The sequence below is a fragment of the Actinomycetospora aurantiaca genome (genome assembly GCF_037401875.1).
Classification (GTDB): domain Bacteria; phylum Actinomycetota; class Actinomycetes; order Mycobacteriales; family Pseudonocardiaceae; genus Actinomycetospora; species Actinomycetospora aurantiaca.
The window spans coordinates 17,272-32,183 of sequence record NZ_JBBEGN010000017.1; the positions used below are offsets into that span (position 1 = coordinate 17,272).

Annotated in this window: 16 protein-coding genes; 7 read left to right on the top strand and 9 right to left on the bottom strand. The window is 73.9% G+C overall.

Annotated elements, in window-relative coordinates; genetic code table 11:
• Window positions 1–45 precede the first annotated feature (45 nt).
• Window positions 46–354, bottom strand: coding sequence for a DUF3817 domain-containing protein (locus tag WCD74_RS24250; RefSeq protein WP_337697468.1), 309 nt, complete (start codon window positions 352–354; stop codon window positions 46–48).
• Window positions 351–563 (bottom strand): hypothetical protein, encoded by a 213-nt coding sequence (locus WCD74_RS24255; protein WP_337697469.1) that lies wholly within the window; start codon window positions 561–563, stop codon window positions 351–353. The genes WCD74_RS24250 and WCD74_RS24255 overlap by 4 nt, the downstream gene beginning before the upstream one ends.
• 72 nt (window positions 564–635) lie before the next feature.
• On the opposite strand from WCD74_RS24255, the gene WCD74_RS24260 reads away from it, so the two are divergent.
• The gene (locus tag WCD74_RS24260) at window positions 636–881 is read left to right on the top strand and encodes a toll/interleukin-1 receptor domain-containing protein (protein WP_337697470.1); all 246 of its coding nucleotides are present in this window, start codon (window positions 636–638) and stop codon (window positions 879–881) included.
• Here the strand turns inward: WCD74_RS24260 and WCD74_RS24265 are convergent, their stop codons facing one another.
• On the bottom strand, window positions 882–1,451 hold the full coding sequence (locus WCD74_RS24265; protein ID WP_337697471.1) for a TetR/AcrR family transcriptional regulator: 570 nt from the start codon (window positions 1,449–1,451) through the stop codon (window positions 882–884).
• Window positions 1,452–1,530: 79 nt separating this feature from the next.
• On the opposite strand from WCD74_RS24265, the gene WCD74_RS24270 reads away from it, so the two are divergent.
• Complete coding sequence (locus tag WCD74_RS24270; RefSeq protein WP_337697472.1) at window positions 1,531–2,418, top strand: SDR family oxidoreductase; 888 nt, start codon at window positions 1,531–1,533, stop codon at window positions 2,416–2,418.
• Between the two features lie 4 nt (window positions 2,419–2,422).
• Here WCD74_RS24270 and WCD74_RS24275 read toward each other — a convergent pair whose 3' ends face one another.
• On the bottom strand, window positions 2,423–3,295 hold the full coding sequence (locus tag WCD74_RS24275; protein WP_337697473.1) for a LysR family transcriptional regulator: 873 nt from the start codon (window positions 3,293–3,295) through the stop codon (window positions 2,423–2,425).
• 76 nt (window positions 3,296–3,371) lie between these two features.
• Here WCD74_RS24275 and WCD74_RS24280 point away from each other — a divergent pair, with 76 nt between their 5' ends.
• The 4 genes from WCD74_RS24280 to WCD74_RS24295 all read left to right on the top strand — a co-directional run bounded on the left by WCD74_RS24280 (window position 3,372) and on the right by WCD74_RS24295 (window position 10,664).
• A complete protein-coding gene (locus WCD74_RS24280; RefSeq protein WP_337697474.1) occupies window positions 3,372–4,049 on the top strand; it encodes an alpha/beta fold hydrolase in 678 nt (225 codons plus the stop codon).
• 6 nt (window positions 4,050–4,055) lie between these two features.
• On the top strand, window positions 4,056–6,161 hold the full coding sequence (locus WCD74_RS24285; RefSeq protein ID WP_337697475.1) for a S9 family peptidase: 2,106 nt from the start codon (window positions 4,056–4,058) through the stop codon (window positions 6,159–6,161).
• Between the two features lie 157 nt (window positions 6,162–6,318).
• Window positions 6,319–8,865: a cutinase family protein gene (locus WCD74_RS24290; RefSeq protein WP_337697476.1), complete on the top strand. Its 2,547-nt coding sequence runs from the start codon at window positions 6,319–6,321 to the stop codon at window positions 8,863–8,865.
• A gap of 137 nt (window positions 8,866–9,002) precedes the next feature.
• The gene (locus tag WCD74_RS24295; protein ID WP_337697477.1) at window positions 9,003–10,664 is read left to right on the top strand and encodes an acetolactate synthase large subunit; all 1,662 of its coding nucleotides are present in this window, start codon (window positions 9,003–9,005) and stop codon (window positions 10,662–10,664) included.
• A gap of 7 nt (window positions 10,665–10,671) precedes the next feature.
• On the opposite strand, the gene WCD74_RS24300 is transcribed toward WCD74_RS24295, so the two are convergent.
• Both WCD74_RS24300 and WCD74_RS24305 read right to left on the bottom strand, forming a co-directional pair.
• Entirely contained in the window at window positions 10,672–11,115 is a 444-nt protein-coding gene (locus tag WCD74_RS24300; RefSeq protein WP_337697478.1) for a pyridoxamine 5'-phosphate oxidase family protein, read from the bottom strand.
• 115 nt (window positions 11,116–11,230) lie between these two features.
• Window positions 11,231–11,446: a DUF2795 domain-containing protein gene (locus WCD74_RS24305; RefSeq protein WP_337697479.1), complete on the bottom strand. Its 216-nt coding sequence runs from the start codon at window positions 11,444–11,446 to the stop codon at window positions 11,231–11,233.
• A 113-nt stretch (window positions 11,447–11,559) separates the two neighbouring features.
• Between WCD74_RS24305 and WCD74_RS24310 the strand changes: the two genes are divergently transcribed.
• Window positions 11,560–12,759, top strand: a complete 1,200-nt coding sequence (locus tag WCD74_RS24310; RefSeq protein ID WP_337697480.1) for an MFS transporter — start codon at window positions 11,560–11,562, stop codon at window positions 12,757–12,759.
• Here the strand turns inward: WCD74_RS24310 and WCD74_RS24315 are convergent.
• From WCD74_RS24315 to WCD74_RS24325, 3 genes are all read right to left on the bottom strand, one after another.
• On the bottom strand, window positions 12,753–13,946 hold the full coding sequence (locus tag WCD74_RS24315) for an acyl-CoA dehydrogenase family protein (protein WP_337697481.1): 1,194 nt from the start codon (window positions 13,944–13,946) through the stop codon (window positions 12,753–12,755). The two genes, WCD74_RS24310 and WCD74_RS24315, sit on opposite strands and share 7 nt — an antisense overlap.
• Before the next feature lie 127 nt (window positions 13,947–14,073).
• A complete protein-coding gene (locus tag WCD74_RS24320) occupies window positions 14,074–14,706 on the bottom strand; it encodes a class F sortase (RefSeq protein WP_337697482.1) in 633 nt (210 codons plus the stop codon).
• Window positions 14,703–14,876 (bottom strand): hypothetical protein, encoded by a 174-nt coding sequence (locus tag WCD74_RS24325; RefSeq protein WP_337697483.1) that lies wholly within the window; start codon window positions 14,874–14,876, stop codon window positions 14,703–14,705. The genes WCD74_RS24320 and WCD74_RS24325 overlap by 4 nt, the downstream gene beginning before the upstream one ends.
• Window positions 14,877–14,912 lie beyond the last annotated feature (36 nt).

Below are 14,912 nucleotides of genomic sequence, written 5' to 3' on the forward strand. Positions count from 1 at the left end.
CATTCAACACGGCGAGATCCGTCCGCGCATCGTCCCTCGGTCGGACTACGCGAGCAGGCCCCGCCGATACACGGAGCGCTCGAACCACACCGTGGCCAGGGGAGGGATGCTCGCGACCAGCCCGACGATCGTCGTCGTGGGCCGCCAGCGGAAGGCGCGGGCCGCAAGCAGCGTGACCACCACGTACGCGACGAACAGCGCGCCGTGGACCGGGCCGAAGACCCGCACCCCGACGTCGTCGAACACGACCAGGTACTTGAACACCATCCCGATCAGCAGCCCGGTCCACGAGCAGGCCTCGGCGATCGCGACGGTGCGGAAGACGGTGGCGAGGGTGGAGGACGTGCGGCTCACGGCTCGGCAGTCTTCCCGTCGACGATCCGGCGGACGCTGTTGCGGTGGTACCCGGTCAGTTCGGCGACCTCGGTGACCGTGACCCCGGCGGCCAGCGCCTCGCGCATCGCCTCCCGGAACTCCGCCTCGGCGGCGTCGGCGGCCTTCCGGGCGGCCTCGCGTTCCCGGAGGGCGGCGTCGAGACGCGCGCGCACTTCCCTCGGGTCCACCACAGCACGGTGACGCGCACCAGGTGGTGTGCATGACGGCGGAATACCTGTGCACCAGGTATGGTGCACGGCATGGCCCCGCGCTGGCACCTCCACGCCCGACTGTTCCGGGGAACGCTCGACGCTCCGGTCCGCAACGAGCTGCGCACCGCCGAGGGCGACGACCGGGCGGCCCTCGAGGAGCTGGCCGACGACCTGCGGGAGCGCGGGTGGCGGGTCTGGCTCTACGAGCGGTACGACGGGCGCGCGGGCAGCCTGGGCAGCGCGGCGCAGCCGCCCGGCTTCACCGTGGTCGCGGAGTGGCGCGAGATCTCCTGATCAGTGCAGGGCCGTGGCGGCCGCGTGCAGGGCCTGCAGCTCGGCGCGGGCCAGGTCGCCGAACGAGGGGCCGCCCCCGTCCGACCAGCGGTCGTAGGCGCGGTGGAACGCCTCGACGCCCAGCTCAGCCGCGAGGGTCGCCGTCGGGTCGGGGATCCCGCGCCGGTGCAGGGCGTCGGTGAGCGCCGCGATGAGGTGGGCGCGCTTGAAGGCGGCCCGTTCGCGCAGCTCGTCGGTGCTCCCGACGATCGCACGGAGGCGTGGGCCGAAGTCGCGCTGCTCGGGCGGGAACGACGCGGTCGTGTGATCGAGGGCGGCGGCCACGGCCTCGAGCGGCGAGGCGGCGTCGGGGGCCGCCGCGGCCCCGTCGGCGAGGAGCGTCGCGTGCTGCTCCTGGCCGGCGAAGAGCACCTCCCGCTTGTCGGGGAAGTGGCGGAAGAACGTGGCCTTCGTGAGGCCGGCCCGCTCGGCGACCTGCGCGACCGTCGTGGCCTCGTAGCCCTGCTCGGCGTACAGCTCGACCGCCGCCCGCACGAGGCGCAGGCGCGCGTCCGGTTCCCAGCGGGCCACGGGCTCACTGTAGCGACGAGACGGAGTCTCATCACGCTGCTACGGTGATGAGACATCGTCTCATCACGAGGAGGTCGACATGCACGTGTTCGTCACGGGCGGCACCGGCACCATCGGGGCCGCGGTCGTCGCGGAGCTGGTCGGCGCCGGCCACTCCGTCCTCGGGCTGGCCCGCACGGACGCCTCCGAGCGGTCGCTCACCGCCGCCGGTGCCGCGGTCGTGCGCGGTGGGCTCGCCGACCTCGACGTGTTGCGGGAGGGTGCGGCCGCCGCGGACGGCGTGGTCAGCCTGGCGTTCTCGCACGGCGACGAGACCGGCGACCCGGGCGCCCTCGACCGCGCGATCGCCGAGGAGGCCGCCGCGATGGATACCCTGGGGCGGGCGCTCGTCGGGACCGACCGGCCGATCGTCGTGGCCTCCGGGACGCCGTGGGTGCCGGGCCGCGCGTCCACCGAGACCGACCCGCTGCCGCTGGAGGGTCCCGTGGCCGGCCGCGCCCGCTCGGTGAACGCCCTCCTGGCCCTGGCCGCACGGGGAGTGCGGGCCTCGGCCGTCCGCATCCCGCGCACGGCCCACGACCGGGGGAGGGGCGGGTTCGCCGGGCTGCTCACCGACCAGGCGCGGCGCAGCGGCGTCGCGGGCTTCCCCGGGGACGGCACCCAGCGCTGGCCGGCCGTGCACGCCCGCGACGCCGCGGTGCTCTTCCGGCTCGCCCTCGAGTCGGCGCCGGCCGGGACGGCCTGGCACGCGGTGGCCGACGAGGGGGACGCGGTCCGCGACATCGCGACGGTGATCGGGAAGCGCCTCGGGCTCCCGGTCGAAGCGGTGTCCGACGCGACGTTCGGCCCCTTCGCCCCGATCTTCGCCACCGACCAGCCGTCGTCGAGCGCGTACACCCGCGCGACCCTCGGGTGGGAGCCGACGCACCCGTCCCTGCTGGAGGACCTGGGACTGCTCGAGCCCTGACCGGTCAGCCCGGCACCGCGTCCAGCAGTGCGCGGGTCAGGGTGGCGGCCGCGGGGCTCGACGACCCCCGCGGCCACGCCAGCACCAGGCGGGCCCGCACGTCGGCCGCGAACGGCACCGTGGTCAGCGCCTCCGAGCGCAACGCCGACAGCGACGCGGGGAGCACCGCCACGCCGAGACCGCGCGCCGCCAGGCGCGCCAGCACCGTCGGGTCGCTCGCGGCGCACGCGATCCGGACCGGCACGGCCGCGCACGCGAGGTCGAACGCCTCGCGCAGCGCGTTGCCCTCCGACGGCACGACCACGTCCCGGCCGGCCAGGTCGGCGGGCACGACGGCCGTCGCCGTCGCCAGCGGGTCGCCCGGCGGCACCGCGACCACCAGCGACTCCTCGGTGACGGTGCGGGCCTCCAGGTCGTCGGCGGCCCCTCCGGCGGTGCCGACCAGGGCGACGTCGAGCCGCCCGTCCCGCAGCATCGCCACGAGCCGGCCCGATCCCGCCTCCACCAGCGAGCACGTGACCCCGGGGTGGGCGGTCGCGAAGTCGGCCAGGACGCCGGGCACGTCGAGGAACGGCCCGCTGGTCACCATGCCCACGCGCGCCTCCCCGCGCAGGAGGCCGTCGAGGTCCTCCACCACGCGCCGCACCCCGGCGACGGCGTCGAGCGCGTGGCGCGCGGTCGCGATCACGTCCGCGCCGACGGGCGTGGGTCGCACTCGCGGGCCGGACCGGTCGAGCAGCTCGTGGCCCAGCTCGCGCTCCAGCTTGCGGATCTGCGCGCTGACGCCGGGCTGCGCGATCCGCAGGCGCTCGGCGGCGCGGGTGAACCCTCCCTCGTCGGCGACCGCGACCAGGTACTCGAGTTGGTGGAGCTGCACCCCAGCACTGTCGCTTATGGCAGGGCGAACGACCAGCTCTTGGACTTCTGCGCGCCGGGTGACCAGGCTCGTCGTCATGAAGATCGTGCTCATTCCCGGGGCCTGCCACGGCGCCTGGTGGTTCGAGCCCGTCGTGGACGACCTCGCGGCACGCGGGCACCCGGCCGTCGCGCTCACCCTCCCCGGCCTGTGCGAGCGGGCGGAGGAGCAGGGCACGACCCTCGCCGCGCACGTCGCGGACGTGACCGCGGCCGTCGCCGGACTCGGCGAGCCGGTCGTCCTGGTCGGGCACAGCTACGGCGGCATGGTGGTGGCCGGGGTGGCGGACGCCCTCCCCGGCCAGGTCGTGGGCCTGCTGTCGGTCGACGGGTTCGCACCCCGCGACGGCGATTCCTGCTGGTCCAGCGTCGACGACGCCATGCGGGCCTGGTACGTCGACGCCTCCGGGCGCAGCGGGACCGGCGTCGACCCGATGCCTCAGTTCGACTCCCGGACCACGCCCCACCCGCTCGCGTCGCTCGTGCAACGCATCCGGCTCACGGGCGCCTACCGCGGCCTCCGGCACTACGCACTCGCCGCCGACCCGGCCTGGGTGCCGCACTCGCCGTTCCCCGCGATCGTCGACCGGCTGCGCACCGACCCCGCGTGGACCGTCACCGACCTCCCGACCACCCACAACGTCCTCCGCGACGGCACCGGCCCCCTCGTCGGCGCGATCGAGGCACTCGTGACGGAGGTCGACCGGGCAGGATGACGGGCCGTGAATGCCCCCCAGTCCGACACCTTCCCCCGCCGCCAGGCCGCGACCCGCCGCTTCACCCTCGGGGCACCGCGCGGCATGACCGTCGCGCCGGACGGCTCGCGCGTGGTGTTCCTGCGCAGCCGCGGCGGCGACGACCCGGTGACGTGCCTGTGGGTGCTCGACGTGGCGAGCGGCGAGGAGCACCTGCTCGTCGACCCGTTCACCCTCGACGTCCCAGGGGAGGAGGGCCTGCCGCCGGAGGAGAAGGCCCGCCGCGAGCGGGTGCGCGAGCAGTCCGGCGGCGTCGTGGACTACGCGACCGACCGGAACGTGCTGGCCGCCGTGTTCGTGCTGTCGGGGCGCGCCTTCACCGTCGCGCTCCACCCCGGCTCGACTCCCGAGCCGCTCGCCGTCGAGGGGCCCGTCGTCGATCCCCGTCTCGCGCCGGGCGGCGACGCGGTCGCCTTCGTCCGGGGCGGTGCGCTGCACGTGCTGGCCGGCGGGGAGGAGCGGGTGCTCGCGGCGCCCGAGGCCGACCACGTCACCTACGGCCTCGCGGACTTCGTCGCGGCCGAGGAGATGAACCGGTACCGCGGCTTCTGGTGGGCGCCCGACGGGTCCGCGCTCGCGGTTGCGCGGGTCGACGACAGCGCCGTGACCCGCTGGCACATCGCCGACCCCGCCAACCCGGACCGCGAGCCGACCGTCGTCGGCTATCCCGCCGCCGGCACCACGAACGCGACCGTGACGCTGCACCTGATCGGCCTCGACGGCACCCGCCTCGACGTCGAGCAGCCCGACGAGTACCTCGCCGACGTGCACTGGGACGCCCACGACCTGCTCGTCACCACCTCCAACCGCGACCAGCGGACCGTCACGCTGCGCCGGGTCGACCCGTCGTCGGGAAGGACGGAGGTGGTGCGCGCCGACACCGACGACGCCTGGGTGGACCTGGTGCCGGGCGTCCCGGCCCATCTCGGCGACGGCTCGCTCGTCTGGTGCGCGGACGTCGAGGACGCGCGGCGGCTGGTGGTCGACGGCGAGATCGTGACGGGGCCGAGGCTGCTCGTGCGCGGGGTCGCGGGTATCGACGGGTCGACGGTGCTGTTCACGGCGTCGGAGTACGGGTTCCCGACGTCGGTCGTGCTGGCGACGTGGTCCCGCGAGGCCGGGGTGTCGGTGGTCAGCGCCGAGGACGGGGTGGCGTCCGGCCGGCTCGGCGGTGGGGTGCTGGTGGTGTCGCAGTCCTCGCTCGACCACGAGGGGTCGGTGACGACGGTGCACGGGCCGGACGGGTCGCAGGAGATCCGGTCGTTCGCCGAGTCGCCCGGGCTGGAGCCGCGGGTGCAGCTGTACTTCCTGGGGGAGCGCAACCTCGCGACCGCGGTCCTGCTGCCGCGCGACCACGTGCCAGGTTCGCGGCCGCTGCCGGTGCTGCTCGACCCGTACGGCGGGCCGCACTCCCAGCGGGTGCTCAGCGCGCGTGGTGCCTTCCTGACCAGCCAGTGGTTCGCCGACCAGGGCTTCGTGGTGGTGGTGGCGGACGGTCGGGGGACGCCGGGCCGCGGTCCGGCGTTCGAGCGGGCGGTGGACGGCGACCTGGCGGCGCCGGTGCTGGAGGACCAGCTCGACGCGTTGGCCGCGGCCCGGGAGAAGGTCCGCGACCTCGATCTCTCCCGGGTCGCGATCCGCGGGTGGTCCTTCGGTGGCTACCTCGCCGCCCTCGCGGTGCTGCGCCGCCCGGACGCGGTGCACGCGGCGGTCGCCGGAGCACCCGTCACCGACTGGGCGCTCTACGACACCCACTACACGGAGCGCTACCTCGGCACCCCGCAGTCCCGCCCGGACGCCTACGCCCGCTCCTCGATCCTCGACGACGCCGCCCGGCCGGCCAGCGAGGAGGCCCCGAACCGGCCGCTGCTGCTGGTCCACGGGCTCGCCGACGACAACGTCGTCGCCGCCCACACCCTGCGCCTCTCCTCCGCGCTCCTCGCCGCCGGGCGCCCGCACCGGGTGCTGCCGCTGTCCGGGGTCACGCACATGACGCCGCAGGAGGTCGTCGCCGAGAACCTGCTGCGCCTGCAGGTGGCGTTCCTGAAGGAGTCGCTGGGCGTGCGTCCCTGAGTGTCAGCAGTGCGGCCATGCTGACGCTGGACGTCACATTCGTGGGCGGTACGACCGAACTCGGGCCCACGAGTTTCTCCAAACCGCACCCACGCGCCGCGCCGACCGTCGACCCTGATGCCCGTATCGGGGTCACGGCGGACGGTGGAGGACTCGGGTGGGCGCGGCGGACGTGCGGCTGGAGGTGGTGCGCGCTCCCGGCGGGGCGACGGTGCTCGCCGACGGGCGGCCTCTCCCGGTGCCCCCGGACAGCGACCCGCGGGAGGTCGCGCTCGCGGCGGGACGGCGCCACGCGGCTCGCCTGGGGCGGACTCTGCGGGTGGAGCTCGTCGACGGCGGCACGTCCGCCGTCGTCGAGATCGAGCCCTTCCCGACGGCGGGTGCCGGCGGCCCGGTCTCGCCCGGCCGGGCACGGCAGCACCGGCTACCTGCCGGAGAACCGATTCCATCGGAAGCGGTTCCCGCGCCCGCGCGGAGCAGGACCGTGTCCGCGTGGCGCCGGCCGGAGCCGGTCGCGCCGGGCCCCGACCGTCGCCCGGTGGGGTCGCTCGTCGCCGCGGCGCTCGTGGCGGTTGCCGTGCTCGTCGGGGCGGTCGGCACCGGCGTGGCCACGCTCGCGTCGTCGCAGGCCCTGCCCGACTCCTGCCGTCCCGTCACTCTGTACGCCGTCGGCGGGGCGGGCGGTAACTCCGACGTGCTCACCGCCGTCACCGACCCCCTCGTTCAGCAGTTCGGCGAGAAGGTCTCCGTGGTCACCGTGCCGCCGCCCGCCACCGGAGGCTCGTACGCGTCGGCGGAGTCAGCGGCGGTCGGGGCGCTGTCCGACGCGGTCGGCGACCACGTGGAGGGCTGCCCGACCGGCGCGATCATGCTGTTCGGCTACTCGGCGGGCGCGCAGGTCGCCGGCGACCTGGCCTCGCGCATCGGGACCGGCCTGGAGCCGCGCATCCCGGCGAACCTCGTACAGGCGGTCGGGCTGTTCGGGGACCCGGCGCGCAGCCCGGCCACCCGGGTCGTCCCCGACGGCACGACGGGTCAGGGCGTGCTGCCACCCCGTGCGGTCGAGTTCGGCGCGCTCGACGCGCGCACCATCCAGATCTGTGCGCCCGGCGACCCGGTGTGCGACAACCCGGCGGGCGGCGCCGCGCCCGCCCTGGACGAGGCACTCGCCTCGCCGGTGCACGGCTCCTACACCCAGCTCGCGGTCGCCCAGGGGACGACCGCGCCGCGATGGGCCGCGGACTCGCTCGCGAAGGTGGTCGCGGCCGTCCCCACCGACGCGGGCCCGGCGCCGGCCACCACCACGACGGGTGCGGCGCCGACGTCCGGTTCGGGCGGCACCGGTGCAGCCCCGACGACGAGCGCGGGCGGCGAGGCGGGTGCGGTCCCGACGACGGGTGCCGGTGGCGCGGTCGGGTCGACCGCGGCGGACCCGGGCTCGGAGTACGAGGACGAGCCGGGCGGTGGGGGTGCTGATGTGACGCAGACCCCGGGGTCCGGCGGCAGCGGTGCCACGGTGACGCGGGCCCCGGGGTCGGGCGGCGTGACCTCGACCCGGGCGTCGGAGCCGACGGGTACCGGGTCCGGAGACGTCGAGGTCACGCCGATCCCTGGCTCGGGCGGTGTGACCTCGACCAGGGCGCCGGGCGGAGGCTCCGGGAGCGTGACCACGACGCGTCCGCCGGGAGCGGGGTCGGGCGACGCCACGGTGACCCGCGCGCCGGGGACCGGCGCCGGCCCGTCGTCGACCCGCGCGCCGTCCGACGAGTCCGACTCCGTCACGACGACCCGCGCACCCGGCTCCGGCTCCGGCTCCGTGACGACGACCCAAGCGCCCGGCTCCGACTCCGGCTCCGGCTCCGGCTCTGTGGACGAGGACGCCGGCGCGACCACGACCCGCCGCTCCGGCGAGCCGAGCCCGTCCGCCGGGGACGAGGCCGACCCGCCGTCGGGAAGCGGCCGTGGTGACGAGGGGACGGAGACGGACGCGACCTTCTCGCTCACCGGCGGGCTCGACGGCTTCAAGTCGACCCCCTGGAACAACCAGAACGCCACCGACCCCTCGGGCGCCGAGTCGCCGAACGTGCCGGGTCGCGAGGCGGTGAAGTTCGAGATGCCCGGCGGGGGCAAGCGCACCGAGGCCGAACCGGACGTCCCGGAGTTCCAGGAGGGCGAGACGAAGTTCGTCGGCTACTCCGGCTTCTTCGACCAGGGCTTCCCCACCGACACCGGGACCTGGCAGCTGATCATGCAGTTCAAGCAGCCGGGGACGGGCAGCCCGCCGTTGGCCGTGGAGGTGGGCAACGGCCAGTTGCGGCTCGCGAACAACGGCGGCAGCCAGAGGGACTTCTGTCCCGTCGGCCCGGGCGCCTTCTCCTTCCAGCTGGGCATCACCTTCGGCGGGGGGATCGACGCGTACTGCAACGGCCGGCAGACGCTGTCGGACTACCGGACGCCGGAGTCGAACGTGAAGGGCAGCGCCTACCTCAAGACCGGCATCTACCGCGACGAGTCGATCGGTCAGGACAGCACGCTCTTCCTCAACGACCTCAAGATCGGCGACGACCTGGCCTCGGTGTCCGGGCTCGCGGGCGCCACGACGGAGCCCGACGCCGAGACCACCGACAACGAGTCCGCCGACGCCGCCGGCACCTCCTCGAGGGGTGCGACGGCCCCCGCGGCCGCCACCCGACGCTCCGGCTGACGGAGTCTGGCGGGCCCGGACGCGTGGCGACGTCGACGACGGGACGGCGTGAGCGATCTCGCCCCGTGCGTCACGGGTGATTCCTGCCCTCCTTCGGGTACAGGACGGGGCGTCGGCGAGGAGTGGGGAGCGTGACCGTGAGGGCCAGCGATCTGTTCGTGCGGTGTCTGGAGGCCGAGGGCGTCGAGTACGTGTTCGGCGTGCCGGGCGAGGAGAACGCCGACCTCCTCATGTCGATGCGGGACTCGGCGATCCAGTTCGTGCCCACGCACCACGAGTCCGGCGCGGCGTTCATGGCCGACGTCTACGGGCGGCTGTCCGGCCGGCCCGGGGTGTGCCTGTCGACGCTCGGCCCGGGCGCGTCCAACCTGGTCACGGGCGTGGCGAACGCGAACATGGACAATTCCCCGGTCGTCGCGATCACCGGGCAGGGCGCCACGACGCGGCTGCACAAGGAATCCCACCAGGCGATGAACGTCGTGGAGATGTTCACGCCGATCACCAAGTGGACGACCTCGCTGCGCGACGAGACGACGATCCCCGAGGTCATCCGCAAGGCGTTCAAGCTCGCCGTGGCCGAGAAGCCCGGCGCCACGCACGTCGAACTGCCCGAGGACATCGCCAAGCACGAGGTCGAGAGCGCCCCGATCGTGCCGCCGGAGAAGGTGCGCCGACCGGTGCCCGACGAGAAGTCGGTGCAGGCCGCCCTCGACCTGATCGCCCGCGCGGAGCGCCCGGTGCTGCTGGTCGGGCAGGGCTGCGTGCGCACCCGGGTCAGCCGCCAGCTGCAGCGCTTCGTCGAGGAGACCGGCATCTACGCCGGCATGACGTTCATGGGCAAGGGCGCCCTGTCCGACCGCCACGAGCGCAGCCTCTACGCCGTCGGTCTCGGCTCGCGGGACTACGTGACCGAGGTCTTCGAGGCCGCGGACCTGGTGATCGCGGTCGGCTACGACATGGTCGAGTGGCCGCCGTCGCGGTGGAACATCGGGCGGACCAAGCGGCTGCTGCACATCGACTTCGACCCCGCCGAGGTCGACGGCGCCTACCGGCCGACCGTCGAGATCGTCGGCGACATCGCCGCGGCCCTCTGGGCGATCAACCAGGGCCTCACCGAGCGCCACCACTTCGGCGACGTCGAGGCGCACGCCCGCGCCCGGGCCAACCTCACCGAGGAGATCACCGAGGGCGGTGCGTCGTCGGAGGCCGAGACCGGCGACTTCCCGATGAAGCCGCAGCGCGTCCTGGCCGACCTGCGCGCCGAGATGGACGACGACGACATCCTGATCTCGGACGTCGGCGCCCACAAGATGTGGATCGCGCGGCACTACCCGACCTACACGCCGAACAGCTGCATCATCTCCAACGGCTTCTGCTCGATGGGGATCGCGGTGCCCGGCGGGGTGTCGGCGTCGTTGGTGCACCCCGATCAGCGGGTCGTCGCGATCTCCGGCGACGGCGGGTTCCTCATGAACGGCCCCGAGCTCGCGACCGCGGTGCGCCTCGGCGTCGCCCCGGTCAACCTCGTGTGGGAGGACAACGGGTACGGCCTGATCTCCTGGAAGCAGGAGGTCGAGTTCGGCCGGCACTTCGGCACCGACTTCCCCTCCCCAGACCTCGTCAAGATCTCCGAGGGTCTCGGTTGCCACGCCCGCCGGCTCACCAGCGCCGACGAGCTGCGACCGGCGCTCAAGGAGGCCTTCGACCAGCGCGACCGGCCGTCGGTGATCGTCGTCCCCGTCGACTACCGCGAGAACGTCAAGCTGACCCACCGCCTGGGTCAGCTCATCGCGCGCTGAGGCCCGGTCAGGTCCGCTCGACGCGGCGGACCTGACCACCCGGCGCCCACGACTCGATCACCAGCTTGTCGCCCGTCGCCGCGATGCGCGTCATCGCGACCTCGGTGACGTCCACCGCGAACTGGGCGCCCTCGTCCGACGACGACACCTCGCGCGCCCGTCCGGCCACCTTCGCCTCGCCGGGCCAGTCCGCCGGGTCGTCGGGCGGATCCACGGACGGCGAGTGCAGCGCCACCCGTGGATCGCGGCGTACGTCGGCGAGCTTCACCGAGCCCGGCATCATGCCGAACGTCAGCTCGCCGTCGGCGAACTCCGTCTCCATCCCGCTGATGCGCGGCGAGCCGTCGCGCCGCAGCGTCGCCATCGTCTTGTGCTTCGCGCGCCGGAAACACGTCTGCACCGCCGCGGCCAGCTCGGGAGCCGCCGCCTCGACCTCGCCCCACGTCGTCATGGCGCAGGTCTAGCAGCGACCCCCGACAACCTCCGACGGTGCCGGCTTTCCTGGCACTGGGGGTGCAAGTAATCAGAGGAGCACGCCGATAGGGCATTGCTTGCACCCGGGGTGCTCAGCGGTCCGCGGTCGACCCCGGACGCTGGGGGACGGCGTCCACGACCTCGTCCACCGACGCGTAGTCGCCCGCCGGCAGGTCGCCGAGCGCAACGAGCGTCTTCTCGTCGACCTCGCCCCGGTCGGTCGCGTACGCGACCACGTCGTTCCGGCTCGCCGGGAAGTCCATGCCCTGCAGCGCCTTGCGCACGCGGGCGTCGTCACGATCGGTCATCGTCGGTCCTCCTCGACCTCGGTGTCCTCGACAGCGTCCGCGAGGTGCCCGGGCCGCGTCGTGTTTCACACCCGGTGTCCCTCGCGCCGTCCGAGCGTCCAGAGTGGGGACACGTGAGCACCGCCGCCCCGCACCGTCCCGCCTCCACGGTCGGCGGTCCGCTCCTCGTCGTCGCGATCGTGCTCGTGGCGCTCAACCTGCGGGCGCCGCTCGTCGCAATCAGCCCGGTGATCGAGGCGATCCGCACCGACCTGGGTGTCTCGGCCGGGATCGCCGGCCTCCTGACCAGCCTCCCGGTCCTCGCCTTCGCGCTCGCCTCGCCGCCGGCGTCCTGGATGATCGGGCGGCTCGGGCCGGAGCGGGCGATGCTCGTCGGGCTCGGCGTGCTCGGCGTGGGCACCGTGTTGCGGTCGTCCGACGGCGTCGCGGGCGCGCTGATCGGGACCGCGCTGATCGGGGCCGGCATCACGGTCGGGAACATCGTGATGCCGGTGGTCATCGGCCGGGACTTCCCGCACCGTTCCGGCCCGCTCTTCGGGATCTACACCGCGACCATGAACGTCGGGTCGATGATCACGCTGTCGCTCACGGTGCCCATCGCCGCCGGCACCGGGTGGCGGCTCGCGCTGTGCGTGTGGCTGGTGTTCGCGGTCGCCGCCGTCGTGGTCTGGCGGCTCGCGACCCGCCGTCGGGAAGGAGAGGTCGAGGCCCTTCCCGACGACGGGGCCGGCCCGGCCCGGGCTCCCGCCACACGTCTGGTGCCGTGGCTGCTCCTGATCGGCTTCGGCGGCCAGTCCTTCTCCTACTACGGCCTGACCGCCTGGCTGCCGGAGATCCTGCGCGACCTGCGCGGCCTCGACGCGGCGAGCGCCGGAACGGCGTCGTCCCTGTTCCAGATCCTCGCGGTGGCAGGCGCGCTCGTCACGCCCCTGGTGGCCCGGCGGGCGAGCCTGCGGCTGGCGTTCCTCCCGGTCGCGGCCGGGTTCCTGGCGCTGCCGGGCGGCCTGCTGCTCGCCCCGGCGCTGTGGCCGTTGTGGTGCTCGCTCGCCGGGGCGGCGCAGGGAGGCGGGTTCACCGTGATCTTCGCGGCGGTGCTCGCGGCCAGTCGTGACGCGACCGAGAACCGCCGCACCGCCGCGTTCGTGCAGGGCGGCGGGTACCTCGTGGGTGCGCTCGGGCCGTGGCTCGTCGGCGCCGTGCACGAGGCCGGGGAGCCGCCGAACTGGCAGCTCCCGCTCGCCGTCGTGCTCGGGGCCCTGGTGCTGCTCGCGGTGGCCGGGTGTTCGGCGCTGACCCGCCTGCGCACTCAGTAGCTGCGGGGCATCCCGAGGACGTGCTGGCCGACGTAGGCGAGCACGAGGTTGTTGTTCACCGGCGCCACCTGGTAGAGCCGGGTCTCGCGGAACTTCCGCTCGACGTCCCAGGAGTCGACGAAGCCGTAGCCGCCGTGCGTGTCGAGGCACGCGTTGCCGGCCTGCCAGCTCGCCTCCGAGGCCAGGAACTTCGCGAGGTTGGCCTGCTCGCCGCACTTCTGATCGGCGTCGAACAGGGCGGCCGCGCGATAGCGCATCAGGTCCGCGGCTCCGACCTGCGCGTAGGCGCGGGCCAGCGGGAACTGCACGCCCTGGTTCGCGCCGATGGGGCGGCCGAACACCTGGCGCTCGTTGGCGTAGGAGGTGGCGCGGTCGATGAACCAGTACCCGTCGCCGACCGCCTCGGCCGCGAGCAGGATCCGCTCGGCGTTCCAGCCGTCGATGACGTAGCGGAACCCCTTGCCCTCCTCGCCGATCAGCGCGGAGGCGGGCACCCGCATGTCGTTGTAGTGCACCTCGTTGGTGGCGTAGTTGAACATCGTCCGGACCGGCTCGACCTTCAGCGTGTCCGGCTCGTCGCGGCGGACCTCGCGCAGGTCGACCAGGAACAGGCTGATGCCCTGCGTGCGCTCGGCCGGGTCGTCGCCGCGCGGGGTGGTGCGGGCGAGCACCAGCGCGAGGTCGGACTGCTCGATGCGGCTGGTCCAGTTCTTGTGCCCGGAGATGACGTAGTCGTCGCCGTCGCGGATCGCCGTCGTGCGGATGTCGGTGGTGTTCGACCCGGCCTCGGGCTCGGTGATCGAGAACGCCTGGAGCCGGATCGAGCCGTCCGCGATCCCGGGCAGGTAGGCCTTCTTCTGCTGCTCCGAGCCGTGCTTGAGCAGCGCACCCATGGTGTACATCTGCGCGTGGCAGCCCGCCGAGTGCCCGCCGGAGCGGTTGATCTCCTCGAGCACGATCGAGCCCTCGGTGATCCCCAGCCCGCCCCCGCCGTACTCGGTGGGGATCAGCACCGCCAGGTAGCCCGCCTCGGTCAACGCGTCGACGAAGGCGTCCGGGTACTCGCGGTTGCGGTCCCGCTCGCGCCAGTACGAGTCGGGGAACCGCGTGCACAGCTCCCGCACCCGCCCACGCAGCTGCTCCTGCGCCTCGGTGGTGACGCCGACGGGAGTCGGGGTGCTGGGCATCAGGGGGCGCTCCCTCGGGACGGTTGCCTGGACGACATCCATCCTCCCTTCCCGACGGCCGGTGTGCCCGGGAACGACGAACGGCCGCCGTCCGCGGGGGACGACGGCCGTTCGCGACGCAAGGTGATCAGGCGGGACGGACCTCGGTGAGGTTCGCGTACACGATCACGTTCGCCTCGTAGCTCTGGGCGGAGGGGTCGAAGACGCCGCCACAGGTGATGAGGCGCAGCTGCGAGTCCGGGGTGTCGCCGTACACCATCTCCGCCGGGAAGGCGGCCTTCGGAACGGTGTCGACGTTCGAGACCGTGAACACCCCGGTCTGGCCGTCCTGGCGCTTGACCAGAACCTGGTCACCCGCCTTGACGTCCTTGAGCTTGTAGAAGATCCCCGGCTTCCCGTAGCCGTTCACGTGCCCAAGGATCACCGAGGGCCCGAGAGTGCCCGGCGACGGGCTCTTGTCGTACCAGCTGGCCTGCATCGGGGTCTGCAGGGGCGGCACCTCGAGCTCGCCGTTCGCCTGCTGGCCGGTCTCGATCAGCGAGGACTCCGCCCCGATCGACGGCACGGACACCGTCGTCGGGGTGGAGGCCGCCATGAGCTGGACCCCGGAGCTGCCGGACGAGCCCGACGTCGACCCCGAGGTCCCCGCCACCACGAGACCGATGAGCGCCACGACCACGATCAGGCCGATGCCGATCTTCCCGGTGACGCCGTCGACCTTGGATGGCTCCCGGGTGGGCGGGGTCTCGGTCCCGGTCACTGGAAGGAGCCGTCCCCGGTGTCGACGCCGCCCTTCGGCACCGTCCCGACCTGGGTCGCGACGACCTGGACCGGCGCGACGTAGGTCGGCGCGGCGTAGCGGTCGCAGCCGCAGCCGTGGTCGTAGTACTTGCCGTAGTACCGGTGGCCGTAGTTACCGAACGCCGGCACCGGATACGGGCTCGGGATGTAGGTGATGCCGCTGTT

Coding starts and splice junctions, on each gene's coding strand:
- WCD74_RS24300 (WP_337697478.1), bottom strand. CDS start 11,115: ATGACGACGTGGGGCGAGGTCGAGGCGGCGGCTCCCGAGCTGGCCGCG.
- WCD74_RS24280 (WP_337697474.1), top strand. CDS start 3,372: ATGAAGATCGTGCTCATTCCCGGGGCCTGCCACGGCGCCTGGTGGTTC.
- WCD74_RS24305 (WP_337697479.1), bottom strand. CDS start 11,446: ATGACCGATCGTGACGACGCCCGCGTGCGCAAGGCGCTGCAGGGCATG.
- WCD74_RS24315 (WP_337697481.1), bottom strand. CDS start 13,946: ATGCCCAGCACCCCGACTCCCGTCGGCGTCACCACCGAGGCGCAGGAG.
- WCD74_RS24260 (WP_337697470.1), top strand. CDS start 636: ATGGCCCCGCGCTGGCACCTCCACGCCCGACTGTTCCGGGGAACGCTC.
- WCD74_RS24270 (WP_337697472.1), top strand. CDS start 1,531: ATGCACGTGTTCGTCACGGGCGGCACCGGCACCATCGGGGCCGCGGTC.